The sequence below is a fragment of the Enterobacter sp. 22499 genome (assembly GCF_052044815.1).
Taxonomy (GTDB): domain Bacteria; phylum Pseudomonadota; class Gammaproteobacteria; order Enterobacterales; family Enterobacteriaceae; genus Enterobacter; species Enterobacter bugandensis.
Genome location: NZ_JBQENR010000003.1, coordinates 458,300 through 481,749, shown reverse-complemented (window position 1 = coordinate 481,749; position 23,450 = coordinate 458,300). Strand labels below are relative to the sequence as shown.

General features: G+C 55.3%; 26 protein-coding genes and 2 pseudogenes. 11 read left to right on the top strand and 17 right to left on the bottom strand.

Annotated features, from left to right (window positions below; genetic code table 11):
• Window positions 1–30: 30 nt before the first annotated feature.
• Window positions 31–786, bottom strand: a complete 756-nt coding sequence (locus tag ACTJI7_RS13495; protein ID WP_048959044.1) for an alpha/beta fold hydrolase — start codon at window positions 784–786, stop codon at window positions 31–33.
• A gap of 86 nt (window positions 787–872) precedes the next feature.
• On the bottom strand, window positions 873–1,046 hold the full coding sequence (locus tag ACTJI7_RS13490; RefSeq protein WP_014883956.1) for a GhoT/OrtT family toxin: 174 nt from the start codon (window positions 1,044–1,046) through the stop codon (window positions 873–875).
• A 244-nt stretch (window positions 1,047–1,290) separates the two neighbouring features.
• Here ACTJI7_RS13490 and ACTJI7_RS13485 point away from each other — a divergent pair, with 244 nt between their 5' ends.
• The 3 genes from ACTJI7_RS13485 to ACTJI7_RS13475 are packed head-to-tail and all read left to right on the top strand — an operon-like array spanning window position 1,291 to window position 2,185.
• Entirely contained in the window at window positions 1,291–1,617 is a 327-nt protein-coding gene (locus tag ACTJI7_RS13485) for a DUF1971 domain-containing protein (RefSeq protein ID WP_041912006.1), read from the top strand.
• Window positions 1,618–1,644: 27 nt separating this feature from the next.
• The gene (locus ACTJI7_RS13480) at window positions 1,645–1,998 is read left to right on the top strand and encodes a DUF1971 domain-containing protein (protein WP_028013302.1); all 354 of its coding nucleotides are present in this window, start codon (window positions 1,645–1,647) and stop codon (window positions 1,996–1,998) included.
• Window positions 1,999–2,002: 4 nt separating this feature from the next.
• Window positions 2,003–2,185 carry a DUF1869 domain-containing protein gene (locus ACTJI7_RS13475; protein WP_003856955.1) on the top strand — a complete coding sequence of 61 codons (183 nt, stop codon included), beginning with the start codon at window positions 2,003–2,005 and terminating at the stop codon, window positions 2,183–2,185.
• Between the two features lie 39 nt (window positions 2,186–2,224).
• On the opposite strand, the gene patD is transcribed toward ACTJI7_RS13475, so the two are convergent.
• The 7 genes from patD to ymcF all read right to left on the bottom strand — a co-directional run bounded on the left by patD (window position 2,225) and on the right by ymcF (window position 9,542).
• Entirely contained in the window at window positions 2,225–3,649 is a 1,425-nt protein-coding gene (gene patD, locus ACTJI7_RS13470; protein WP_028013303.1) for an aminobutyraldehyde dehydrogenase, read from the bottom strand.
• Between the two features lie 24 nt (window positions 3,650–3,673).
• Window positions 3,674–4,480, bottom strand: coding sequence for an ABC transporter permease (locus ACTJI7_RS13465; protein ID WP_063154239.1), 807 nt, complete (start codon window positions 4,478–4,480; stop codon window positions 3,674–3,676).
• Entirely contained in the window at window positions 4,470–5,414 is a 945-nt protein-coding gene (locus tag ACTJI7_RS13460; RefSeq protein WP_041909766.1) for an ABC transporter permease, read from the bottom strand. The genes ACTJI7_RS13465 and ACTJI7_RS13460 overlap by 11 nt, the downstream gene beginning before the upstream one ends.
• A gap of 1 nt (window position 5,415) precedes the next feature.
• On the bottom strand, window positions 5,416–6,429 hold the full coding sequence (locus ACTJI7_RS13455) for an ABC transporter ATP-binding protein (protein WP_063154241.1): 1,014 nt from the start codon (window positions 6,427–6,429) through the stop codon (window positions 5,416–5,418).
• Window positions 6,430–6,446: 17 nt separating this feature from the next.
• Window positions 6,447–7,592 (bottom strand): putative ABC transporter substrate-binding protein YdcS, encoded by a 1,146-nt coding sequence (gene ydcS, locus ACTJI7_RS13450; RefSeq protein WP_440669435.1) that lies wholly within the window; start codon window positions 7,590–7,592, stop codon window positions 6,447–6,449.
• A gap of 270 nt (window positions 7,593–7,862) precedes the next feature.
• Window positions 7,863–9,272: an aminotransferase-like domain-containing protein gene (locus ACTJI7_RS13445; protein ID WP_048959047.1), complete on the bottom strand. Its 1,410-nt coding sequence runs from the start codon at window positions 9,270–9,272 to the stop codon at window positions 7,863–7,865.
• A gap of 81 nt (window positions 9,273–9,353) precedes the next feature.
• Window positions 9,354–9,542 carry a cold shock small protein YmcF gene (gene ymcF / locus ACTJI7_RS13440; RefSeq protein WP_028013309.1) on the bottom strand — a complete coding sequence of 63 codons (189 nt, stop codon included), beginning with the start codon at window positions 9,540–9,542 and terminating at the stop codon, window positions 9,354–9,356.
• Window positions 9,543–9,935: 393 nt separating this feature from the next.
• On the opposite strand from ymcF, the gene ACTJI7_RS13435 reads away from it, so the two are divergent.
• From ACTJI7_RS13435 to hslJ, 4 genes are all read left to right on the top strand, one after another.
• Window positions 9,936–11,336 (top strand): cytochrome ubiquinol oxidase subunit I, encoded by a 1,401-nt coding sequence (locus ACTJI7_RS13435; RefSeq protein WP_063154243.1) that lies wholly within the window; start codon window positions 9,936–9,938, stop codon window positions 11,334–11,336.
• Window positions 11,336–12,346, top strand: coding sequence for a cytochrome d ubiquinol oxidase subunit II (cydB, locus tag ACTJI7_RS13430; RefSeq protein ID WP_063154245.1), 1,011 nt, complete (start codon window positions 11,336–11,338; stop codon window positions 12,344–12,346). Before ACTJI7_RS13435 ends, cydB begins: the two co-directional genes overlap by 1 nt.
• Window positions 12,346–12,474 carry a DUF2474 domain-containing protein gene (locus ACTJI7_RS13425; RefSeq protein WP_008501283.1) on the top strand — a complete coding sequence of 43 codons (129 nt, stop codon included), beginning with the start codon at window positions 12,346–12,348 and terminating at the stop codon, window positions 12,472–12,474. The genes cydB and ACTJI7_RS13425 overlap by 1 nt, the downstream gene beginning before the upstream one ends.
• Window positions 12,475–12,600: 126 nt before the next feature.
• A complete protein-coding gene (gene hslJ / locus ACTJI7_RS13420) occupies window positions 12,601–13,038 on the top strand; it encodes a heat shock protein HslJ (RefSeq protein WP_028013312.1) in 438 nt (145 codons plus the stop codon).
• On the opposite strand, the gene ACTJI7_RS13415 is transcribed toward hslJ, so the two are convergent.
• Window positions 13,039–13,305, bottom strand: a complete 267-nt coding sequence (locus ACTJI7_RS13415) for a putative hemolysin (RefSeq protein ID WP_028013313.1) — start codon at window positions 13,303–13,305, stop codon at window positions 13,039–13,041.
• 271 nt (window positions 13,306–13,576) lie between these two features.
• On the opposite strand from ACTJI7_RS13415, the gene nifJ reads away from it, so the two are divergent.
• Together nifJ and ompC are read left to right on the top strand one after the other, a co-directional pair.
• Window positions 13,577–17,101, top strand: coding sequence for a pyruvate:ferredoxin (flavodoxin) oxidoreductase (nifJ, locus tag ACTJI7_RS13410; protein ID WP_248203450.1), 3,525 nt, complete (start codon window positions 13,577–13,579; stop codon window positions 17,099–17,101).
• A 388-nt stretch (window positions 17,102–17,489) separates the two neighbouring features.
• Window positions 17,490–18,629 carry a porin OmpC gene (gene ompC / locus ACTJI7_RS13405; protein ID WP_028013315.1) on the top strand — a complete coding sequence of 380 codons (1,140 nt, stop codon included), beginning with the start codon at window positions 17,490–17,492 and terminating at the stop codon, window positions 18,627–18,629.
• A 332-nt stretch (window positions 18,630–18,961) separates the two neighbouring features.
• On the opposite strand, the gene ACTJI7_RS13400 is transcribed toward ompC, so the two are convergent.
• From ACTJI7_RS13400 to ACTJI7_RS13375, 6 genes and pseudogenes are all read right to left on the bottom strand, one after another.
• Complete coding sequence (locus ACTJI7_RS13400; protein ID WP_223239581.1) at window positions 18,962–19,039, bottom strand: hypothetical protein; 78 nt, start codon at window positions 19,037–19,039, stop codon at window positions 18,962–18,964.
• 68 nt (window positions 19,040–19,107) lie between these two features.
• On the bottom strand, window positions 19,108–19,530 hold the full coding sequence (locus ACTJI7_RS13395; protein ID WP_126325919.1) for a GFA family protein: 423 nt from the start codon (window positions 19,528–19,530) through the stop codon (window positions 19,108–19,110).
• Window positions 19,531–19,533: 3 nt separating this feature from the next.
• Entirely contained in the window at window positions 19,534–19,731 is a 198-nt protein-coding gene (locus tag ACTJI7_RS13390; RefSeq protein ID WP_028013317.1) for a hypothetical protein, read from the bottom strand.
• Between the two features lie 64 nt (window positions 19,732–19,795).
• Complete coding sequence (locus tag ACTJI7_RS13385) at window positions 19,796–20,224, bottom strand: VOC family protein (RefSeq protein WP_028013318.1); 429 nt, start codon at window positions 20,222–20,224, stop codon at window positions 19,796–19,798.
• A gap of 95 nt (window positions 20,225–20,319) precedes the next feature.
• A complete protein-coding gene (locus tag ACTJI7_RS13380; RefSeq protein ID WP_126325918.1) occupies window positions 20,320–20,664 on the bottom strand; it encodes a DUF1294 domain-containing protein in 345 nt (114 codons plus the stop codon).
• Between the two features lie 128 nt (window positions 20,665–20,792).
• Window positions 20,793–20,882, bottom strand: a pseudogene (locus ACTJI7_RS13375) (ABC transporter); the annotation flags it as partial.
• On the opposite strand from ACTJI7_RS13375, the pseudogene ACTJI7_RS13370 reads away from it, so the two are divergent.
• A pseudogene (locus ACTJI7_RS13370) lies at window positions 20,879–21,052 on the top strand (site-specific integrase); the annotation flags it as partial. The pseudogenes ACTJI7_RS13375 and ACTJI7_RS13370 overlap by 4 nt on opposite strands.
• Window positions 21,053–21,072: 20 nt before the next feature.
• Window positions 21,073–22,008, top strand: a complete 936-nt coding sequence (gene ttcA / locus ACTJI7_RS13365; protein WP_047368660.1) for a tRNA 2-thiocytidine(32) synthetase TtcA — start codon at window positions 21,073–21,075, stop codon at window positions 22,006–22,008.
• A gap of 42 nt (window positions 22,009–22,050) precedes the next feature.
• Here ttcA and dbpA read toward each other — a convergent pair whose 3' ends face one another.
• A complete protein-coding gene (dbpA, locus tag ACTJI7_RS13360) occupies window positions 22,051–23,424 on the bottom strand; it encodes an ATP-dependent RNA helicase DbpA (protein ID WP_028013349.1) in 1,374 nt (457 codons plus the stop codon).
• Between the last annotated feature and the right edge of the window lie 26 nt (window positions 23,425–23,450).

Genomic DNA, 23,450 nt, shown 5'->3' with positions numbered 1-23,450 from the left:
GCTTACCCGGCCTGTATTCCGCGACGATAATTACGCCGCCATACACTCCGCTAACGCCTGCGCCAGTGCCGACGGGTTTTCCCACGACATGGAGTGCCCCGCCGCAGGGATGATTTTGACCTCAACGCCCTTCAGCTTCAGATTATCCACATCGTCATCCGGCAGTGAGAGCTCACCAAAAATCAACGTCACCGGGCAAGGCAGCGACAGAAATTGCGCTTCCCAGTCCGGCTCAACACCGGCGACCAGGCTTGATGCGCCGCGCCAGACGGCATAGGGTGCATTGCTTTGCAGGCACCCGGCCCAGGCGGTGGTCTCTTTACGGAGCATGGCATTATAGCCCTGCGCCACAAACTGGTGTTCGGTTTGCGCCGCAATAGCGCGGCTAAACATCCCCCCACCGGCGTGAAAATTGGGCTCCGACACTATCAGTCCCTTCACGCGCGGTGCCAGCAGCCCCGCCGTTTCTATAGCAATGCTGCCGCCCATGCTGTGACCGTATAACCAGAAAGCATCCAGCTGAAGATGGTCAATCAACTCCGCCACGACGCGCGCCTGTTCAGTCGTTTTATAGCTGTAATGTTCAGGCTTATCGCTGTAACCGCTGCCGGGTAAATCGATGAGAATAGCTCTGCGCCCGCCAAACTGAGGGTCTCGGACGACGCGAGGATATTCATAGGAAGAGGCGCAGCCCAATCCGTGGATAAAGACTACGGGATCGCCAGAGCCGGGCAAATCATGCCAGCGCACGGTGCAACCCGCATGCTGCGAGTAAAAACTGTTCATAAGCACTCCTTTTACGATGCACTGTGTATTTATACAGCCATCGTAACTGGAATGCTATGTTCATCTTTCGAACTTGGAAGGATGCTTCAGAAAAGAGAAATCAGCAGCGCAACGGGGAAACTCATCGGCCAGGTCGACCCGACCAGAAACGCGCTAAGCAGGCGGATGCGCTTGCGGTCTTTAGAAAGGAACCAGGTAATTAATGCACAGATGGAAGCCATCACTGCGTAAAAAACCAACATCTTTTGATACAACGTCATTCTGTATACCAGAGCCGAAAAAATAACCGCACGCAATATGCGTCATATGTTGATACAGATCAAGTTTTTTCATTACATAATAACCACTTAAATATTAAGGCTAATAACAACTGAGTATTTTGTATTACAAACAGGGGGAGCCACCCATTATCTTTATTGATAACATGCAACTTAAATGCACTTTTTGATAAATCCTCTCTTCCGCAAAGGCGTCTAATAAATGCAGACATACATGGGAGGCAATATGCTACGCATTCCGCAAAGCTGTATTCATACCCGCTCTACCCCTTTCTGGAATAAAGAAACCGCCCCCGCCGGGATCTTTCAGCGTCATCTCGATACGGGTACCCGTCCGGGCGTTTATCCACGCCTGTCCGTTATGCAGGGTGCCGTCCGCTACCTGGGTTATGCTGATGAACATGCCCCTGAGCCTGACAGCACACTGATTATCAGGGCCGGCCACTTCGGTGTTTTTCCCCCTGAGAAATGGCATCACATCGAGGTGATGAGCGACGACACGCTGTTTAATATTGAATTTTTCGTCGAACCAGAGGTGTTGAAGTCGCTTTAAGCGGCTTTTATTTACGAGGTAACCTTTATGCTACGTATCCCTGAGAATTTTGTTCATACCCGCTCCACGCCATTCTGGAACAAAGACACCGCGCCAAAAGCCCTTTTCACCCACCATAATACGAAAGCCAGCGTATATGGCCGTTTGTCGGTGATGCAGGGTGCGGTGCGCTATTTTGGTTTCCCGAACGCTGACGCGACCGAACCGGATCTGGAACTGGTGATTGAAGCCGGATCGTTTGGCATCTCGCCGCCAGAGAAATGGCACCGCATCGAGCTATTGACCGACGATACCTATTTCAATATCGACTTTTTTGCCGATCCTGACGTTACGCTTCAGGGCGCGGGCATCGGCAAAGTGGTCAATACACATAAGGAGTAACCGCGTGGGTAAAGCAACGTACACAGTGACCGTGACCAACAACAGCAACGGCGTCTCGGTGGATTACGAAACAGAGGCCCCCATGGAGTTGCTCATCCCCGACGTCGCCGCAGACGTAGTAAAAGATCTGGTGAATACCGTCCGCGCTTACGACACGGAAAATGAGCACGAGGTGTGTGGCTGGTAAAGCAAACGCCCGGCGATGCAGACCGCCGGGCATGATTTTCTAGTGTTTAATCATAACGTGCCGGACAACCGTATAATCCTCAAGCCCGTACACCGACATATCCTTTCCATAGCCAGACAATTTCATGCCGCCGTGCGGCATTTCGCTCACCAGCATAAAGTGGGTATTGACCCAGGTGCAGCCGTACTGCAGGCGCGCGCTCAGGCGATGGGCGCGTCCCACGTCTTTCGTCCAGACCGACGACGCCAGGCCGTATTGCGAATCGTTCGCCCAGGCCAGGACCTGCGCTTCATCGTCGAATTCGGTGACGCTCACCACAGGTCCAAACACTTCTCGCTGAACGATGGCATCCTCCTGTTTCGCCCCGGCCAGCAACGTTGGCTGGAAGTAGTAGCCCGCCCCCTCTTTTTTGCTCCCGCCCGTCACCACGCGGATATGGCCGAGGGCTTTCGCCTCGTCAACCGCCTGACAGACGCGTGAAAGATGGGCAGCCGAGCTGAGCGGACCGAGTTCAGTAGACTCATCCTCCGGGGCACCCATTTTGAGGCTGGCCACCGCGGCACCGAGCTTTTCCACCAGCCGGGTGTAGATCCCCTTCTGGGCATAGATACGGCAGGCCGCCGTACAGTCCTGCCCGGCATTGTAGAAACCAAACGTCCGCACGCCTTCTACAACCGCATCCAGGTCGGCGTCATCGAACACGATAACCGGCGCTTTACCGCCCAGCTCCATGTGGGTGCGCTTAATGGAGGACGCCGTGTGGCCGATGATATGCTCCCCGGTGGCAATCGAACCGGTCAGCGACACCATGCGCACTTTTTCATGTCCGGTGAGCGGGTCGCCCACCGTTTTTCCACGGCCAAACAGCACGTTGAGAACGCCAGCCGGGAAGATATCTTTCGCCAGCTCCGCCAGCTTTAACGCCGTTAGCGGCGTGATTTCAGACGGCTTGATGACCACACAGTTACCGGCCGCCAGCGCAGGCGCCAGCTTCCATGCCGCCATCATTAGCGGGTAGTTCCACGGCGCGATAGAGGCAACCACGCCCACCGGGTCGCGGCGGATCATCGACGTGTGGCCGTCAAGATACTCACCCGCGGCCAGCCCGTTCAGGCAGCGGGCCGCCCCGGCGAAGAAACGGAAAACGTCGACCACTGCGGGAATTTCATCGCCCAGCGCACAGTGCAGCGGCTTGCCGCAGTTGAGGGATTCGAGCCGGGCAAACTCTTCGCCATGCGCTTCAATCGCATCCGCGAGCTTCAGCAGGCACTCGGCGCGGGTTTTCGGCGTCGTTTGTCCCCACGCCTCAAAAGCACGGTCGGCGGCCTGAACCGCCGCGTCGACCTGTGCCGCTGACGCTTCAGCAATCTCCAGCAGCACCTCTCCGGTGGCCGGGTTATAGACAGGCTGTTTCTCTCCCTCTCCGGCAACCAGTTCACCCTTTATCAGCAGATGTGTTTGCATAGCATTGTCCTGTTCAAATCAATGTTATTTCCCGCCGCCGGCGATGTTTTCGCCGGCGCGGGTTAGCCACCAGGCTCCCAGAATGGGGATGGTTGTTACCAGCATCACCAGCAGTGCAACGACGTTGGTGACCGGCACGTCGCGCGGACGGCCTAGCTGATTGAGCAACCACAGCGGTAACGTGCGTTCGTGTCCCGCCGTAAAGGTTGTGACGATAATTTCGTCAAACGACAGGGCAAACGCCAGCATTCCCCCGGCCAGCAGCGCGGAGCCCAGGTTGGGCAGCACCACATAGCGGAAGGTTTGCCATCCGTCGGCCCCGAGATCCATCGACGCTTCCACCAGACTCCAGGAGGTGCGTCTGAACCGGGCAATCACGTTATTGAAGACCACCACCACGCAAAACGTGGCGTGCCCAACCACAATGGTGAAAAACCCCGGCTCAAGGTTGATTGTTTTGAACGCTGTCAGCAGCGCCAGGCCGGTGATGATCCCCGGCAACGCAATCGGCAGCAGCAGCAATAGCGAGATCGCGTTCTTGCCAAAAAACTCGCTTCGCCAGAGCGCCGCTGCAGCAAGCGTGCCAAGCACAAGGGCTATCGCGGTGGATAGCGCGGCAACCTGAAGTGACAACGTCACCGATTCGATGATATCCCCGCGCCCCGCCGCCGCAGTAAACCACTTCAGCGTCAGCCCCTGAGGCGGAAAGCTGTAGGCAGCATCTTCGGTATTAAAGGCATAGACTGCGATAATCAGCAGCGGGAAGTGCAGGAAGATGACGCCTCCCCACGCTGCCACTTTCAGGAACAGCGGTGCGCGTTCAGAGTGCATCGAATGCTCCCAGACGCTTCACGAACGCCAGATAGAGTGAAATCAGCACGATGGGAACCAGCGTGAACGCGGCGGCCATGGGCATATTGCCGATCGCCCCCTGCTGGGAGTAGACCATGTTACCGATGAAAAACCCCGGCGGCCCGACCAGCTGCGGTACGATGAAATCCCCCAGCGTCAGGGAAAAGGTGAAGATTGAGCCCGCGGCAATGCCCGGGATAGCCAGCGGCAGAACGACATAGCGGAAGGTCTGGCGCGGGCGGGCGCCGAGATCGGCAGAGGCCTGCAGCAGCGAAGCCGGCAGCCGTTCCAGCGCCGCCTGAACGGGCAGGATCATAAACGGCAGCCAGATATAGACGAAGACCAGAAACCGTCCCAGCCCGGAGGTGGATAAGGTGTTGCCACCTACCGCGGGGAGCGTAAGGATCGAGGTCAGGAGCGGCTCCAGCCCCAGGTGGTTGAGGAACCATTGTGCCACGCCGTCCTTCGCCAGCAGCAGCGTCCAGGCGTAGGCTTTGACGATGTAGCTCGCCCACATTGGCAGCATCACGGCGATATAGAAAAACGCTTTCCACTTGCCGCGGGTGTATCGCGCCATGTACCAGGCCATCGGGAACGCCAGAATTGCGCTGGCAATCGTCACCGCAATCGCCATCGTTAACGTGCGCAGGATGATGTCGTAGTTTGCCGGATTGAAGAGCGCCAGTATGTTCGCCAGGGTCAGATCCGGCGTGACCGCCATGGTGAAATCGTCAAAGGTGTAAAAACCCTGCCACAAAAGGGTCAGCAGCGATCCTAAATAGACAATGCCAAACCACATCAGCGGTGCAAGCAGAAGCAGGAACAGTCCGAGCGACGGTTTACGCCAGAACAGTGACGTAATGCGGCTTATGCGGCCGCGCGGGGCGGGAGGGTGCGCGACACTCATAGCCATTTCACCTCTCCTCCTGCAGGCGAATCATCGCCTCGCGCGACCACGACGCCGTGACGGCCTGCCCCGGCGCAATGCCGCTTAGCGGCGAGAAATCGCTGAGACTGGCCTGGCTCACCAGCAGTTTGGCACCGTCGGCGAGCCTGAGCTCAAGGCGCGTGGCAGCCCCCTGATACTGAACGGCCTGGACGATGCCCTGCACCTGAACCTCACCCCCCTCATTCAGGCGGATATGTTCCGGACGCAGGGAATAGCTGCCCTCCATGCCGCAGACTTTATGCGCCAGGCCTGCATCGAAGACGTTCGAGGTGCCGACAAAACCGGCGACAAACGGCGTGCGCGGGCGCATGTAGAGATCGCGCGGGGTATCGACCTGCTCGATGCGTCCATTATTGAACACCGCCACCCGGTCCGACATGGAGAGGGCTTCACCCTGATCGTGGGTGACGAAAATAAAGGTGATGCCGAGTTCCTGCTGAAGCTTCTTCAGCTCGAACTGCATCTGCTCCCGCAGCTTGAGATCGAGCGCGCCTAACGGCTCGTCGAGCAGCAGGACGCGCGGTTCATTCACCAGCGCCCGCGCGATGGCCACACGCTGGCGCTGCCCTCCGGAAAGCTCCGAAGGCTTGCGGGCGACGGCAAAGCTTAAGCCCACTTTTTCCAGCGCGTCGCGAGCCTGCGCGTGGCGTTTTTTCTTGTCGACGCCTTTCACCATCAGCCCGTAGGCGACGTTATCGAGGATCGACATATGCGGGAACAGCGCGTAATCCTGGAATACGGTGTTCACGTCCCGCTCCCACGGCGGCAGCGCGCTCGCCTCTTTGCCAAAGATAGATATCGTGCCGCCTGACAGCTGCTCAAAACCGGCAATCAGACGCAGGCAGGTGGTTTTGCCGGAGCCCGAAGGCCCCAGCATGGAGAAGTATTCTCCGTCACGAACGGCAATGGTGACCCCATCCACCGCCCGCACGTCACCGTACAGACGGGAAACGTCATTAAACTCTACCGCGTACGTCATGTTCTGCTCCCGGATGATTAACGGCCACCCATGATGGCGATGTAATCCTGCGTCCAGCGGCTGTAAGGCACATATTTTCCGCCTTCTGCGATGGGGGTTTTCCAGAACATGATTTTGTCAAAATAGTTATAGCCGTTGGTTTCACAGCCCTTGTCACCCAGCAGCGTGCTGGCCTTACACCCTTCAGGCACGACGGGCAGCGAGCCAAACCATGCCGCCAGATCGCCCTGCACTTTCGGCGTGAGCGACCAGTTCATCCACTTGTAGGCGCACATCGGGTGTTTTGCCTGCGCATGCAGCATGGTGGTATCCGCCCAGCCGGTCACCCCCTCTTTCGGGAAGACGGTGGCAACGGGCTGGTTCTCGCCCTTCAGGGCATTCGCCTGATACGGCCAGGCGCTGGAGGCCACGACGCCTTCATTTTTGAAGTCGCTCATCTGGACGGTGGTGTCATGCCAGTAGCGGTGGATCAGGGCATGCTGGTCGCGAAGAACTTTGAGCACGGCGGCATACTGTTCTTCAGTGAGCTGATACGGGTCGCTAATACCCAGCTGCGGCTGAGTGGCTTTGACGAACAACGCCGCATCGGCGATATAAATCGGGCCGTCGTATGCCTGCACGCGTCCCTGATTGGTTTTGCCGTCCGGCAGATCCTGCTTCGTAAAGACCACGCTCCAGCTGTCCGGCGGCGTCGGGAAGGTTTTGGTGTTGTACATCAACAGATTGGGCCCCCACTGATACGGCGTGCCGTAGACCTTGCCGCCCACGTTAAACCACTCGCCCTTCACGATGCGCGGGTCAAGGGTTTTCCAGTTGGGGATCAGTTCCGCGTTAATCGGCTGAACGCGTTTTCCCATAATCAGGCGGAGCGAGGCATCACCTGACGCGGTGACAAGGTCGTAACCTCCCTTCGCCATCAGGCTGACCATTTCATCGGACGTGGCCGCCGTTTTAACGTTGACCGCGCAGCCGGTCTCTTTTTCAAACTGGGTAACCCAGTCATAATTTTTATCCGTCTGTCCGCGTTCGATGTACCCCGGCCAGGCGATAATATCCAGTCGGCCTTCCCCGTCGCCAATGGCCTTTGGTGGTTCTGCGGCTTGCGCGGTCATGATAGTCATGCCGAGCGCGCACAGGCTGCTGCGGGCAAATTTTTTGCTCATAAGAGTTACTCCTGTCGCAATGAAATTTAGCGGCAGCCGTGCCGTAAAAATATCTCCCTTATTAAACGTAGACCGCGCAAATGCGCCGCACCGTTCGGCTTAAGGAATTTTCATCAAGGTGTGACCGAGGACGCATTCCCCGTTAACTGGATTATAGACAAGGAGTTAGCCGCGAAAGCCGGTATGCAGATTTCATATGATACGGCACCGCAAAATATTTGCCGTGCCGTCGTCAGGATAAGAAATGATTATTTAAAGAAAGGGGAAAAGTTATTCCATCATTGTGCTAATTAATTTACCTAACTGAATGACCGCCTGCTCTTCCCGCTCGCCCCACGCCCAGGACGTATTAAACCGGAAGAACGGCGTCCACGCGTCAGAGGTGGAAAACATCTTTCCGGGCGCAATGCTGATATGGTGCGTTAAGGCCTTTTCGCTCAGCAGCCCCGCGTCCAGCTGCGCAGGTAGCTCCAGCCATAAAAAATAGCCGCTGTCGTTGTGGTGGATTTTGACACCGGCGGGCATATGGCGCAGAAGCGACTGCCACGCCTGTTGTTTTCGCTCGGCGAGGGTTCGTCGCAGGCGACGCAGATGGGCGTCGTAGCGTTTTGTCGCCAGGTAGTCCACCAGCGCCAGCTGCATGGGGGAACTGGTTGAAAGCGTGCTCATCAGCTGCAGCTGCTGAATGCGGCGCGCGTGTTTTCCTGCCGCCACCCAGCCGATGCGAAACCCCGCCACCAGGCATTTTGAAAAGGAAGAGCAGTGAAGCGTCATATCTACCCGGTCCCAGGCTTTGGCCGGAAGCGGTTTTTCGCGACCAAAATAGAGCTCGCTGTAGACATCGTCCTCGATCAAGGTGACGTTGTGCTCCGTCAGGAGCGCGACCAGACGCGCTTTTTTTTCCGCACTCAGCGTGAAGCCAAGCGGGTTTTGGCCGTTGGTCATGAGCCAGCAGGCTTTTACGGGGTAGTCGTTCAGCGCCTGCTCCAGCGCATTCAGATCGATCCCCTCCCGAACGTCTGTGGCGACCGACAGCGCTTTTAGCTTCAGACGCTCCAGCGCCTGCAGCGCGCCGTAAAAACACGGGTTTTCAACAATCACCCAGTCTCCTGGCTCCGTCACCGCCTGCAAACTCAGGTTGAGGGCCTCAAGGGCGCCTGCGGTAATGACGATCTCGTCCGGCGAGATGTTCATCCCCTGCTGCGCATAACGGCGCGCAATGGCGTGACGGAGTTCAGCGTTACCGGGCGGCAGGTTCTCAATCACGCTCATTGCGGTAGCGGTTTTACTGACGTTTGCCAGCGAGCGGTTGAGCTGCTGAAGCGGGAAAAGCCGGGGGTCGGGAAACGCGGAGGCGAAAGGAACAACGGACGGATCGCGACTGGCCTGTAAGACCTCGAAGATATAGGTGTTGATATCTACCGCTTCATCACGCATTACCTGGGCAGGCGGCGCAGGCTGTTGTGCGGTCGGGCGCGAGGCAACGTAATAGCCCGACTGCGGCCTGGCGACAATGCGCCCCTGACTTTCCAGCATCTGATACGCGTGGCCAACGGTCATAAAGCTCATGCCGCTGCTTGCCACCTGCTCTCGCAGGGAAGGCAGCTTATCGCCCGGCAGCCAAACGCCAAGCTCAATCTGCGAGATAATTTGTTGCGCCAGACGCTGGTATTTTTTCATCAGATTCTCCTTATTGCCGACAGTGTATATCAGCAGGAGAAAAAGAGAAGTTTTTGCTAACTGTTATAGTTTAAGTAAAAATTACTTACGGTACTCGGTAACGTGGCTTTGCGCCTGACGCGCAGCGGCCAGGTGATCGAGCGTGATCATTGACGATTTGCAAAAGATGCATTTCGCACCGAGCGGGTTTTTCTCAGATACATCAAAGACTGAGGTACGGTACTGCGAGCCATGACAGCATGGGCAGCGGAAATGGATATAAGAAGTCATAGGATTCTCCTGTGAACGTAAAAACGTAAATTACTCATGAGCCGATCAGGCAATAATGGTTTTAAACAAAACTAATCGGAATGTAGATAAAGACCCAAGAGAGGCTGCGGAGAGGCACAACGTGATGAGAACTGCTTTATGAAACTACGTCAGATATTTTTTTGGACTCAAAACCAGAAGACCATTAACGCACGGCGTTGACGACAAAGCAAGAGGTTTAATGCGGAAAATTCATAAAAAGAATGTTTTTATTCCTCGTTGGCGAGGTATATCTGATAGCTAAAGCATGCGTTTTATGCCAACTGTTATGGTTAAAAATCACTTTTCTGCGTCTGAAAGTCCGAACGTTGCCCCTATAGCATAACAGTACACCGTTTGACATTGAGGCTGTGCATGTTTGGTTTAGATGCTTTTCACCTTGCGCGGATACAGTTTGCCTTTACCGTATCCTTTCACATTATTTTCCCGGCCATCACCATCGGCCTGGCCAGCTATCTTGCCGTGCTCGAAGGGCTGTGGCTGAAAACAAAAAATCCGGTCTGGCGCTCGCTGTACCATTTCTGGTCGAAGATTTTCGCCGTCAATTTTGGCATGGGCGTGGTCTCCGGGCTGGTGATGGCCTACCAGTTTGGCACCAACTGGAGCGGCTTTTCGCAGTTTGCAGGCAGCATTACCGGCCCGCTGCTGACCTATGAAGTGCTTACCGCCTTCTTCCTCGAAGCCGGGTTCCTCGGCGTGATGCTGTTCGGCTGGAATAAAGTGGGGCCAGGGCTGCACTTCTTCTCCACCTGCATGGTGGCGCTGGGCACCATTATCTCAACCTTCTGGATCCTCTCCTCGAACAGCTGGATGCAGACCCCGCAAGGCTACGAGATCGTCAACGGACAGGTGGTACCGGTGGACTGGTTCGCCGTGGTATTTAACCCCTCCTTCCCCTACCGCCTGCTGCATATGTCGATTGCGGCATTCCTGAGTAGCGCCCTGTTTGTCGGTGCATCCGCGGCATGGCATCTGCTGCGCGGGAATAATACCCCTGCCATTCGGGCGATGTTTTCGATGGCACTGTGGATGACGCTGATTGTTGCACCCATCCAGGCCCTGGTTGGCGATATGCACGGTTTGAACACCTTAAAGCATCAGCCCGCCAAGATTGCCGCTATTGAAGGCCATTGGGAAAATCCGCCGGGCGAGCCTACCCCGCTGCTGCTGTTTGGCTGGCCTGACATGGAGCAGGAACGCACCCGCTTTGGACTGGCGATCCCGGCGCTGGGTAGCCTCATCCTGACGCACAGCCTGGATAAACAGGTCCCTGCGCTAAAAGAGTTTCCAAAAGAAGACCGTCCTAATTCCACCATCGTCTTCTGGTCGTTCCGCATTATGGCGGGTTTAGGGATGCTGATGCTGCTGCTTGGAGTAGTGGCGCTTTGGCTGCGTTATAAAAAGCGGGTTTATTCTTCGCGTCCGTTCCTGTGGTTTGCGCTGCTGATGGGGCCATCCGGGCTGATTGCCATTCTGGCCGGATGGGTCACCACCGAAGTCGGCCGCCAGCCGTGGGTGGTCTACGGACTCCAGCGAACGAAGGATGCGGTTTCAGCCCATGGTGACCTGCATATGAGCGTGAGCCTGCTGGCCTTCTTCGTCGTCTATACCTCGGTATTTGGCGTGGGCTATAGCTATATGGTGCGCCTCATCCGAAAAGGCCCGCAGCCGCATGAATCGTTCGCTACCGAGTCCGATGGACGCCCGGCGCGCCCGCTTTCTGCCGTCACAGCTGAACATAAGGAGCAGCCATAATGGGTATCGATCTTTCCATTATCTGGTTTGTCATCATCGTCTTTGCCACGCTGATGTATATCGTCATGGACGGGTTTGATCTGGGAATCGGTATTCTGTTCCCGGCAACACAAAACGCCGACGATCGCGACGTGATGGTCAACAGCGTCGCACCGGTCTGGGACGGCAATGAGACCTGGTTGGTGCTAGGTGGTGCCGCCCTGTTCGGTGCATTCCCACTGGCCTATGCGGTGATTATTGATGCTCTGACCATTCCGCTGACGTTAATGCTGATCGGACTTATATTCCGCGGCGTGGCGTTTGAATTTCGCTTTAAAGCCACCCCGGCCCACCGTCCTTTCTGGGATAAGGCGTTTATTGGCGGTTCCGTTCTGGCGACCTTTACCCAGGGCGTGACGGTAGGCGCCGTCATTAACGGCTTTAGCGTCACGGGCAGAACGTATACCGGTGGACCGTTTGACTGGTTTACCGCGTTTAACCTGTTCTGCGGCGCGGGTCTGGTGGTGGCCTACGCGCTGTTAGGCTCAACCTGGCTGGTGATGAAAAGCGAAAATGCGCTGCAGCAGCGGATGCGTGAGGTGTCGAAAACGCTGTTAATCGTGCTGCTGGCGTTTATCGCAGCGATCAGCCTCTGGACGCCGCTGGCGCACCCGGCCATCGCGGCGCGCTGGTTTACGCTGCCGAATCTGTTTTATCTGCTGCCAGTCCCTGCTCTGGTCGTCATGTTTAGCTTCTATCAGTGGCGCTGCCTGAGTAATCCTGAGAGCCATGCTCGACCGTTTATTCTGACGCTGGGGCTAATATTTCTCGGCTTTAGTGGGCTTGGGATCAGCATCTGGCCGCATATCATACCGCCGTCGATCACCCTGTGGCAGGCCGCCGCGCCAACGCAAAGTCAGGGCTTTATGCTGGTGGGCGCGCTGTTGATCATTCCCGTTATTCTGGTCTACACCTTCTGGAGCTACTACGTATTTCGCGGCAAAGTTCAGCCTGGGGAGGGTTATCACTGATGCAACAACCTGTCTGGAAAAGATTGCTGTGGCTGGCCATTATCTGGGGCGGCAGCGTACTTGCGCTGGCAGCAGTCAGCATGCTCTTTCGCATGCTGATGACGGCTGCCGGGTTTAAATCGCATTAAACTTCATTCCGGGCAGCCCTGCGCTGCCCGGCACCACCCCGCACTTTCAGATAAACCCCATTAACGCACCGCAGAGTATCGTTACACTGGTAAAAGATTCACAGAATTTATTATTTGAGAAGAAAAATGAAAAAGCTCATCGCGTTAAGTGTTATCAGCCTTGTCCTCAGCGGCTGCGTTAATCCGGGCAAAGCATCCGTTCAGCCGGATCAGCTGAAGAGCCACCGTTTTGTTCTGGAAAACGTGGACGGCAAATCCGTGAAGGGCATGACAACGCAGCCTGAGATCGCTTTTAACGCGCTTCCCGACATTAGCCTCATTGATAACATTAGCGTTTCGGGCCAGATGTGTAACCGCTTCAACGGGCAGGGGAAGCTGTCCGAAGGTGAGCTGAAAGTGAAAACGCTGGCGATGACCCGCAAACTTTGTACCGAACCACAGCTTAACGAGCTGGATCAGGCCATCGGCGACATGCTGCGCAAAGGGGCGCAGGTCGACCTGACTGAAGACCAGCTGACGCTGGCGACGGCCGATAAGACGCTAATGTTTAAGCGAGCAGAATAATCAGTAGCTACCGCAGCTTCCAACGGCAAGCGACTGTTCACTGCAGCGTTTGCCGTTTGGCAAGGCGCACATCCCAATAGCCGAACCATCAAGCTGGCGGGCAACAGACAGCGAGCCGCCAATCATGGCGCAGTTGGCCTGGCCTGAACTGGACATTGCCGCTTTCATTCCCGGCGCCACGTGGGCCGCCGTGGCCTGCTGCACAGGTTCACTGCTACATGCCGACAACAATAACGCGGCACACCCTACCCAAAATGCTGAACGCATGCTCTCTTCCCCGTAATTAGTGCGAAACCTAAGCATAATAGGCATCACATCCCGTGTCGTCGAGAGCGGAAGTGCGTATTTATGCGCCGCTGAAACAATTTCTCGCAATTTTTTCGCCCTAAGTTTGATCTAACCATTGATGGTGGGAATACCGAGGACACAAAAGCGAAAATCGTAAAACCCCCTGTTTGCTAGACTACACAGATAATATTCAGGGTTTGTCGCCTTATGACAGCCCCCTATTTTTTGCGCAATGTAAGGGTGTCGTCCTATGCAAACTATTGACGGTAATGGTGCAGTTGCCTCAGTCGCGTTTCGCACCAGTGAAGTTATCGCCATCTATCCGATCACGCCAAGTTCAACTATGGCCGAGCAGGCGGATGCCTGGGCGGGAAACGGGTTAAAAAACGTCTGGGGCGATGTCCCGAGAGTGGTTGAAATGCAGTCTGAAGCGGGTGCGATTGCTACGGTCCACGGTGCGCTGCAGACTGGCGCGCTTTCCACGTCGTTCACCTCCTCTCAGGGATTGCTGTTGATGATCCCAACGCTGTACAAACTCGCGGGACAACTGACCCCCTTCGTCCTGCACGTCGCGGCGCGTACCGTGGCCACCCACGCACTCTCAATTTTTGGCGATCACTCAGACGTGATGGCCGTGCGCCAGACCGGGTGCGCGATGCTGTGCGCCAGTAGCGTTCAGGAAGCGCAGGACTTTGCCTTAATTTCGCATATCGCCACGCTTAAAAGTCGCGTGCCGTTTATTCACTTCTTTGATGGTTTCCGCACCTCTCACGAAATCAACAAAATCGTCCCGCTGGCGGACGAGACTATCCTTGAGCTTCTGCCGCAGGCGGAAATCGACGCGCATCGCGCCCGCGCCCTTAACCCGGAACATCCGGTAATTCGAGGGACATCGGCAAACCCGGATACTTATTTCCAGTCACGCGAGGCCACAAACCCGTGGTACAACGCGGTTTATGACCACGTCGAGCAGGCAATGAATGACTTTGCCGCCGCAACCGGACGCGAGTACAAGCCGTTCGAATACTACGGCCATCCGCAGGCCGAGCGCGTGATTGTGCTGATGGGATCTGCTATCGGCACCTGTGAAGAGGTGGTCGACGAGCTGCTGACCCGCGGCGAAAAGGTCGGCGTGCTTAAAGTGCGTCTTTACCGCCCGTTCTCGGCTAAACATCTGCTCTCTGCCCTGCCGGAAAGCGCGCGTACCGTGGCGGTGCTCGATCGAACCAAAGAGCCGGGCGCACACGCGGAACCGCTGTATCTTGACGTGATGACCGCCCTCGCTGAAGCCTTTAATAACGGCGAACGTGAAACGCTACCGCGCGTTATCGGCGGTCGCTATGGCCTGTCTTCTAAAGAGTTTGGCCCGGACTGCGTGCTGGCCGTGTTTAACGAGCTAAGGGAAGCGAAACCCAAGCCGCGTTTCACGGTCGGTATTTATGATGACGTAACGAATCTTTCCCTGCCTTTACCGGAAAATACCCTGCCTGCAACGGCCAAACTTGAAGCGCTGTTCTACGGCCTGGGCAGCGACGGCAGCGTCTCGGCCACCAAAAACAACATCAAGATCATCGGCAATTCAACCCCGTGGTACGCGCAGGGTTACTTCGTCTACGACTCCAAGAAAGCCGGCGGTCTGACCGTTTCTCACCTGCGCGTCAGCGAGCAGCCCATCCGCTCGGCCTACCTTATTTCTCAGGCCGACTTTGTTGGCTGCCATCAGCTGCAGTTTATCGACAAGTACCAGATGGCTGAGCGCCTGAAGCCCGGCGGTATTTTCCTCCTCAATACGCCATACAATGCGGATGAGGTCTGGGCACGCCTGCCGCAGGAAGTACAGACGGTGCTGAATCAGAAAAAAGCCCGATTCTATGTGGTTAACGCGGCGAAAATTGCCCGCGAATGTGGCCTGGCCGCGCGTATTAATACCGTCATGCAAATGGCCTTCTTCCATCTGACCAATATCCTGCCGGGCGACAGCGCGCTGGTGGAACTTCAGGGCGCCATCGCCAAAAGCTACAGCAGCAAGGGGCAGGAGCTGGTAGAGCGAAACTGGCAGGCGCTGGCGCTGGCGCGCGAGTCGCTGTTCGAGGTGCCGCTGCAGCCGGTCAATGACGCCAGCCCGAATCGCCCTCCGGTGGTCTCGGATGCCGCACCTGATTTCGTGAAGACCGTCACGGCCGCCATGCTGGCCGGGCTGGGTGACGCCCTGCCCGTCTCTGCGCTGCCGCCGGACGGAACCTGGCCGATGGGCACCACCCGCTGGGAAAAACGCAACATCGCCGAAGCGATCCCCATCTGGAAAGAAGAACTCTGTACCCAGTGTAACCACTGCGTCGCGGCCTGCCCGCACTCGGCCATTCGCGCCAAAGTGGTGTCACCGGAAGCAATGGAAGATGCCCCAGCCAGCCTGCACTCCCTGGATGTAAAATCCCGCGACATGCGCGGCCAGAAATACGTTCTGCAGGTCGCACCGGAAGACTGCACCGGGTGTAACCTGTGCGTTGAGGTCTGCCCGGCGAAGGACAGGCAGAACCCGGACATCAAAGCCATCAATATGATGTCGCGCCTTGAACACGTTGAAGAAGAAAAAGTGAATTATGACTTCTTCCTGAACCTGCCGGAAATCGATCGCAGCAAGCTGGAACGCATTGATATTCGTACCTCGCAGCTGATCACGCCGCTGTTCGAGTACTCCGGCGCATGCTCCGGCTGCGGTGAAACGCCGTACATCAAACTGCTTACCCAGCTGTATGGTGACAGGATGCTGATTGCCAACGCCACCGGCTGCTCGTCTATCTATGGCGGTAACCTGCCCTCCACGCCGTACACCACCGATGCGAATGGGCGCGGTCCGGCATGGGCTAACTCGTTATTCGAGGATAACGCCGAATTTGGCCTGGGCTTCCGACTCACCGTTGACCAGCACCGCGCGCGCGTGATGCGCCTGCTTGAACAATTTGCCGATAAGATCCCGGCTGAACTTAACGCGGCGCTACACGCAGAAGCCACGCCAGAGGTTCGTCGCGAGCAGGTAGCTGCACTTCGCAGCGCACTCAAGGGAATTGACGGCGCTGAACAGCTTCTGACCGACGCTGACGCCCTGGTCGAAAAATCGATCTGGCTGATTGGCGGTGACGGCTGGGCTTACGACATCGGCTTTGGCGGGCTGGATCATGTGTTAAGCCTGACCGAAAACGTCAACATTCTGGTTCTGGATACGCAATGTTATTCCAATACCGGTGGGCAGGCATCGAAAGCCACGCCGCTGGGCGCCGTCACGAAATTTGGTGAACACGGTAAACGCAAGGCACGTAAGGATCTCGGCGTGAGCATGATGATGTACGGCCACGTTTACGTCGCGCAAATCTCGCTGGGGGCGCAGCTTAACCAGACGGTGAAAGCCATTCAGGAGGCTGAAGCGTATCCGGGGCCGTCGCTGATCATTGCCTACAGCCCGTGCGAAGAGCATGGCTACGACCTGGCCCTAAGCCACGATCAGATGCGTCAGCTGACGGCCACCGGCTTCTGGCCGCTCTACCGGTTCGATCCGCGCCGTGCGGACGAGGGCAAATTACCGCTGGCGCTAGATTCACGTCCGCCGTCAGATGCCCTGGCAGAGACGCTGATGCAGGAACAGCGCTTCCGCCGTCTGAATGCGCAACAGCCTGAGGTGGCAGAACAGCTCTGGAAAGACGCCGCCGAAGATCTGCAAAAACGGTATGACTTCCTGGCACAAATGGCGGGTAAAGCCGAAAAATCAACCAGCGACTAACTCCACTGCCCGGCTTGTCCGGGCATTTTTTTGGCATAAAAAAACCCGGTGTCTTCACATCGGGCTAATCCAGATAATTAATGAATCTCTCTTTAGTTTCCCAAATGACATTCACGATAATTATGGATAAATAATCTTAAAGGCATATAACGGGGCAGAGATTACCTGATTTAACCGCTGATTAATAATTTTTATTTAATATGAATCATTTTCAATCATTCACCACAACAATGATCATTTCCGCGGATTTATTCATTTGAGATTTTACTCAATTAGTAACAATTATATTTTATTACTCTTTCGCAGGAGTGATTTAGCATGAGACAACTTTCTTATCCGGGAAGTTCAACAGGTAATCAAATAAAAACAACTGCAAAGGAATATCACGATGCAAAGAAAAGTACTGGCTCTGATGATTCCAGCTCTGTTAATGGCTGGCGCCGCGCATGCGGCAGAAATTTATAATAAAGACGGCAACAAATTAGATCTGTACGGAAAAGTAGATGGTCTGCACTATTTCTCCGATGATGCCTCAAAAGACGGCGATCAGACCTACATGCGTCTGGGTTTCAAAGGTGAAACGCAGATTAACGACATGATGACCGGCTACGCGCAGTGGGAATATAACATTCAGGCGAATAACACCGAAGGGTCTGATAATCAGTCCTGGACGCGTCTGGCCTTCGCGGGTGTCAAAGTGGGTGACTACGGTTCCTTCGATTATGGTCGTAACTATGGCGTGCTGTACGACGTGGAAGGCTGGACCGATATGCTGCCTGAGTTCGGCGGCGACTCTTACACCTATGCGGATAACTTTATGACCGGCCGCGCCAACGGCGTGGCAACCTACCGCAACACTGACTTCTATGGTCTGGTGCAGGGTCTGAACTTCGCGCTGCAGTATCAGGGCAACAATGAAGATGCCAGCAACAATCAGGAAGGCACCAACAACGGCCGCGACATGCGTTATGAGAATGGCGACGGCTTCGGTATTTCAACCACCTATGATTTCGGCATGGGGTTCAGTGCCGGTGCCGCTTACGCCTCATCTGACCGTACAAATGACCAGGTAAGCGCAGGTACTGGCGCTGCGTCTCAATATGCGGGTGGTGATAAAGCGGATGCCTGGACTGCAGGCCTCAAATATGACGCAAATAATATCTACCTGGCGGCGATGTATTCTGAAACCCGTAATATGACGCCGTACGGTTCAGGTGATAGCAAATCAGGCGGTGGTATTGCCAACAAAACTCAGAACTTCGAAGTGACCGCACAGTACCAGTTCGATTTCGGTCTGCGTCCGGCCATTTCTTACCTGCAGTCTAAAGGGAAAGACCTGGGCAACGGTCAGGGCGATCAGGACCTGGTTAAATATGCGGACGTAGGCGCGACCTACTATTTCAACAAGAACATGTCCACCTATGTTGATTATAAAATCAACCTGCTGGATGAAGATGACAGCTTCTACAAAAACAACGGTATCAGCACCGACGATGTCGTTGCATTAGGCCTGGTTTACCAGTTCTGATGGTCAGAGCCCGCAGCGTCATGCGGGCTCTCCTTTTTTTGATGTTTGTCTCACAACAGCGCTTTATCGCGATATTGTTGAGGATAAGTTGAAAGAAAGCGGGTTAGACTGCGCCGATATCCCCCTCTTCATTAAGGATACCTGCGTTGTTTGGTCGTATATCCGTTACCATTCTGACACTTTTAGCATGCTTGTGGATGGCGTTAATCTTTGATTTTCGAGATATTGTCGGGCATCTCGGCACGCTGCTAAACCATCTGGATCACCATTAACAGTGAATCCCAGAAAAAAGCCACCAGCAGTGCCGGTGGCGGTCATACGCATTTCGAGCGTTATTTTTTCACGGGTTGAGGTTTTTTATCCCCTGATTCCGGGGCCTCACGCGGATCGTCTTTTTCTACACAGAGCATAATTTCTCCTGTTTTAGAAACCCACTTCCCACTATAGCCAGGCTGATAAAAAAAAGGCCAGGCGGTAATTAATCTTGATTGGTCTCTTTTTTGCGAAACGAGAGATAGCCAAAAACGCCGCTTTCGCCGTCGCTCGGATGGTTTACGCCATCCATCACCGTCACTTCTGGGAAATCAAACGGCGACACATTTTTAAAACAGGCCACATTGACGCCGTATTCATTTGGGTTAGAGCGACGCTGATGGAACGTGTAAATCCCGCAGACCGAGCAGAAGAAATGCCGCGCCGTCCCCGTGTTGAACCGGTACTCCGTCAGCTTATCCTCACCAATGGTCACGGTGATACCCGACAGCGGTGCAGAGACCACAACCGCGCCCCGCATACGGCAAAAAGAGCAGCTGCAGCGCCGCGCGGTATTCAAGCCGTCAGTCAGTTCGACGGTAAAAGCCACCGCACCACAGTGGCACTGTGCATGACGAATGTCAGCCATTGGCTATACCCCTTTTCTTACCAGTTCGGCAGCTTTGAGAAAAACCTCATCTTCTACACCATCGCCTTTCTGCCTGCCCAGCCTGACAAGTTCGTTGACAATGCTGTCACGATCGATCGTTTTTTGCGATGAAACTAGCCCTATAACGGCGGCCCCAATCGCCAGCCCCACTAATCCTGTTTGTTCGTCTTTGTTCTTCATACTCATGCTCCTGATACAACAAACAAGCGTAGCAGGATTTTTCAGACCGTTTTCAGGCGTTTTACTATTTCGCCTGGATCGCTGTTATTCCGACACGCTGGCCGTATGAGAGCTCTAAGGTATTACCATCAGGATCGGCAAAAAAGACATAATAGCCGACGGGATCACCCAGATCTTCCGGCGCTTTCCTCAACACCCCTTCTTTAGCGGCCATCGCAGTTTTTCTGTCAATTTCTTCGCGCGTGGCGCAGGCAATCCCAAGGTGGCCAAAATGCCCCAGCGGCGTATCGGTCACGGTGTCCGCCTGCACCAGAACCAGCGCAAAAGGACGCGTATGGTCAGTTAGCCACGCCACTTTACGGGCAGTTGGAAGATCGGGCTCACGCGAATGGATGACGTCCATCCCGGCATATCGCCGATAGAAAGCAAGGCTCTTCTCCAGATCCCTGACCATAAACGCAACATGAGTGAATCCTACATCAATGTCTTTCATTTTAAGATGTTACTCCTGTATCAACATGTCGCAGACATCTTAAAAACTCAAGTTAACTTGAGGTCAACGGTAAATTTGTGCGGTCCTGATGATGTTCAAAAAAGAATAAAGGGACAGAAATGATAAAGCGCCGCCGTGGCTGAAATATTCACGACAATGCTCAGCAAAAACCAGGTTTTGAAGGGCTGCTTCTGCGTTTTATGGCGAAAGAGCTGTTGGCCCAATATGGCGCCTGGCCACCCTCCCACAGTACCAAACGTCAATAAAGTGACTTCCGGTATCCTGCGCATCGCTTTTCGTGCCGCCGTTTTGTCGACACCATAAATCGCTATCGTCAGCATATTAATCAGCAGAAACCACATGGCAAAAGGATACGAGGAAAAAAGGCTGCCGATCGCAGCTAAGATTAGCAGAATAAAACAAAAGCGATTCAATGTCATAGGGTCAGTCACGGAATATATAAGCGTATGTCGGGAAAGCATTATACGCTATCTTATGCATGTATCCGGTCAGGTGCTATCAGCCCGCTTTTGCATGCGGGCCTCAAAATGAATGACCTCTTCGACGCACCGAATTGCATTTTGTGAAGCTTCGCATACGCGCCGTCATGAGCAAGCAGTACCTTATGGCTTCCGCGTTCAACGATAACGCCAGTTTGTTTTGGTCCCCCCTCTCCCGGAAGGCGAACAGAAAGCCGACTACGCTTTATTAGCTATTGCGCAGAGTGTAAAACGTGCTGGCATTCGCCGCCGGAATCCGTACCATACGCGGCATACTTTTGCCTGCTGGCTATTATCTGCCGGCGCTAACCCGTCTTTCGCCGCTACTGGCTCCGAAGGTAGTAATAAATGCAAGAAAATCAACAAAATACAAAGAAAGAGCAATACAACCTGAATAAACTGCAAAAGCGCCTGCGCCGTAACGTGGGCGAGGCCATTGCGGACTTCAACATGATTGAAGAAGGCGACCGCATCATGGTTTGCCTGTCAGGGGGTAAAGACAGCTACACCATGCTGGAGATCCTGCGTAATCTTCAGCAAAGCGCGCCGGTGAATTTTTCCCTGGTGGCGGTCAACCTTGACCAGAAACAGCCGGGTTTCCCGGAGCACATTCTGCCGGAATATCTGGAGCAGCTGGGCGTTGAGTATAAAATCGTCGAAGAAAACACCTACGGCATCGTTAAAGAGAAGATTCCGGAAGGGAAAACCACCTGCTCGCTTTGCTCCCGTCTGCGCCGCGGCATTCTCTATCGCACCGCAACGGAACTGGGCGCGACCAAAATTGCGCTGGGCCATCACCGCGACGATATTCTGCAAACGCTGTTCCTGAACATGTTCTACGGCGGCAAGATGAAAGGCATGCCGCCTAAGCTGATGAGCGATGATGGCAAGCATATTGTGATCCGTCCTCTTGCCTACTGCCGGGAAAAAGACATTGAGCGTTTTTCTCAGGCGAAAGGGTTCCCGATCATTCCATGCAATCTGTGCGGCTCACAGCCGAACCTGCAGCGTCAGGTGATTGGCGACATGCTGCGCGACTGGGACAAACGTTATCCGGGCCGTATTGAGACCATGTTCAGCGCGATGCAGAACGTGGTTCCTTCCCACCTCGCGGACGTAGAGCTGTTCGACTTCAAAGGTATCAACCACGGCTCGGAGGTGGTGAATGGTGGCGATTTGGCGTTTGACAGGGAAGAGATCCCAATGCAGCCTGCGGGCTGGCAGCCGGAAGACGAGGACAATCAGTTCGAAGAGTTGCGTCTGAACGTGCTTGAAGTGAAATAAGCGATGGGCGTCTCAGAAAGACCTTCTGAGACGCTTTATGCCTTATTTCAGCAGATGTACGCGGCAGGTTTTGCCTTTAATCTTGCCGTTTTGCAGCTGCTTCCACGCCTTATGCGCAACCGCCTGGCGAACCGCCACGTACACGTGTGCCGGATGAACCGCAATTTTCCCGATATCCGCCCCTTCCAGCCCCACATCTCCGGTCAGTGCGCCCAGCACATCCCCCGGTCGCATCTTGGCCTTTTTGCCGCCATCAATGCATAGCGTCGCCATTTCGGCCTCCAGCGGCACGAGCCTGACGTTGCCCGGCGCGTTCACCCAGTTCAGTTTGATCTGCAACATTTCTGAGAGAATATTGGCGCGCTGCGCCTCTTCCGGTGCGCAGAAGCTGATGGCCAGGCCGCTGTTTCCGGCGCGCGCGGTACGACCAATACGATGGACGTGCACTTCCGGGTCCCAGGCCAGTTCATAGTTCACCACCAGTTCAAGGGATTTGATATCCAGGCCGCGTGCGGCCACGTCGGTCGCCACCAGCACGCGCGCGCTGCCGTTAGCAAAGCGCACCAGCGTCCGATCGCGATCGCGCTGTTCAAGGTCGCCGTGCAGCGACAGCGCGCTCTGCCCCGCCGCATTCAGGGCATCACAAACCGCCTGGCAGTCTTTTTTGGTATTACAGAACACCACGCATGACGCAGGCTGGTGCTGGCTCAGCAGTTTCTGCAGGAGCGGGATTTTTCCCTGCTGCGAGGTTTCAAAGAACTGCTGTTCGATGGCCGGCAGCGCATCGACGCTGTCGATCTCAATGGTGAGCGGGTTATTCTGCACGCGACCGCTGATCGCGGCGATGGCTTCAGGCCAGGTCGCAGAGAACAGCAGCGTCTGACGATCGACCGGCGCGAAGCGGATCACTTCATCAATGGCATCGCTGAAGCCCATATCCAGCATCCTGTCCGCCTCGTCCATCACCAGCGTGCTTAAGGCATCGAGCGAAACGGTGCCTTTTTGCAGGTGATCAAGCAGGCGGCCGGGCGTCGCGACGATAATGTGCGGCGCGTGCTGGAGAGAATCGCGCTGTGCGCCAAACGGCTGCCCACCGCAGAGGGTTAAGATCTTAGTATTGGGCAGGAAGCGCGCCAGGCGACGCAGTTCACCCGCGACCTGATCTGCCAGCTCGCGGGTCGGGCACAGGACCAGTGACTGGGTCTGAAACAGCGACGCGTCAATATGCTGCAGCAGACCAAGACCGAAAGCGGCCGTTTTCCCACTGCCCGTTTTCGCCTGCACACGCACGTCCCGGCCTTCAAGGATAGCGGGCAGCGCGGCCGCCTGAACAGGCGTCATCGTGAGGTATCCCAACTCGTTGAGGTTGTCGAGTTGGGCGGCAGGCAGAACATTCAGGGTAGAAAAAGCGGTCACAATAATCTCTCGTGGTCATCTTTACG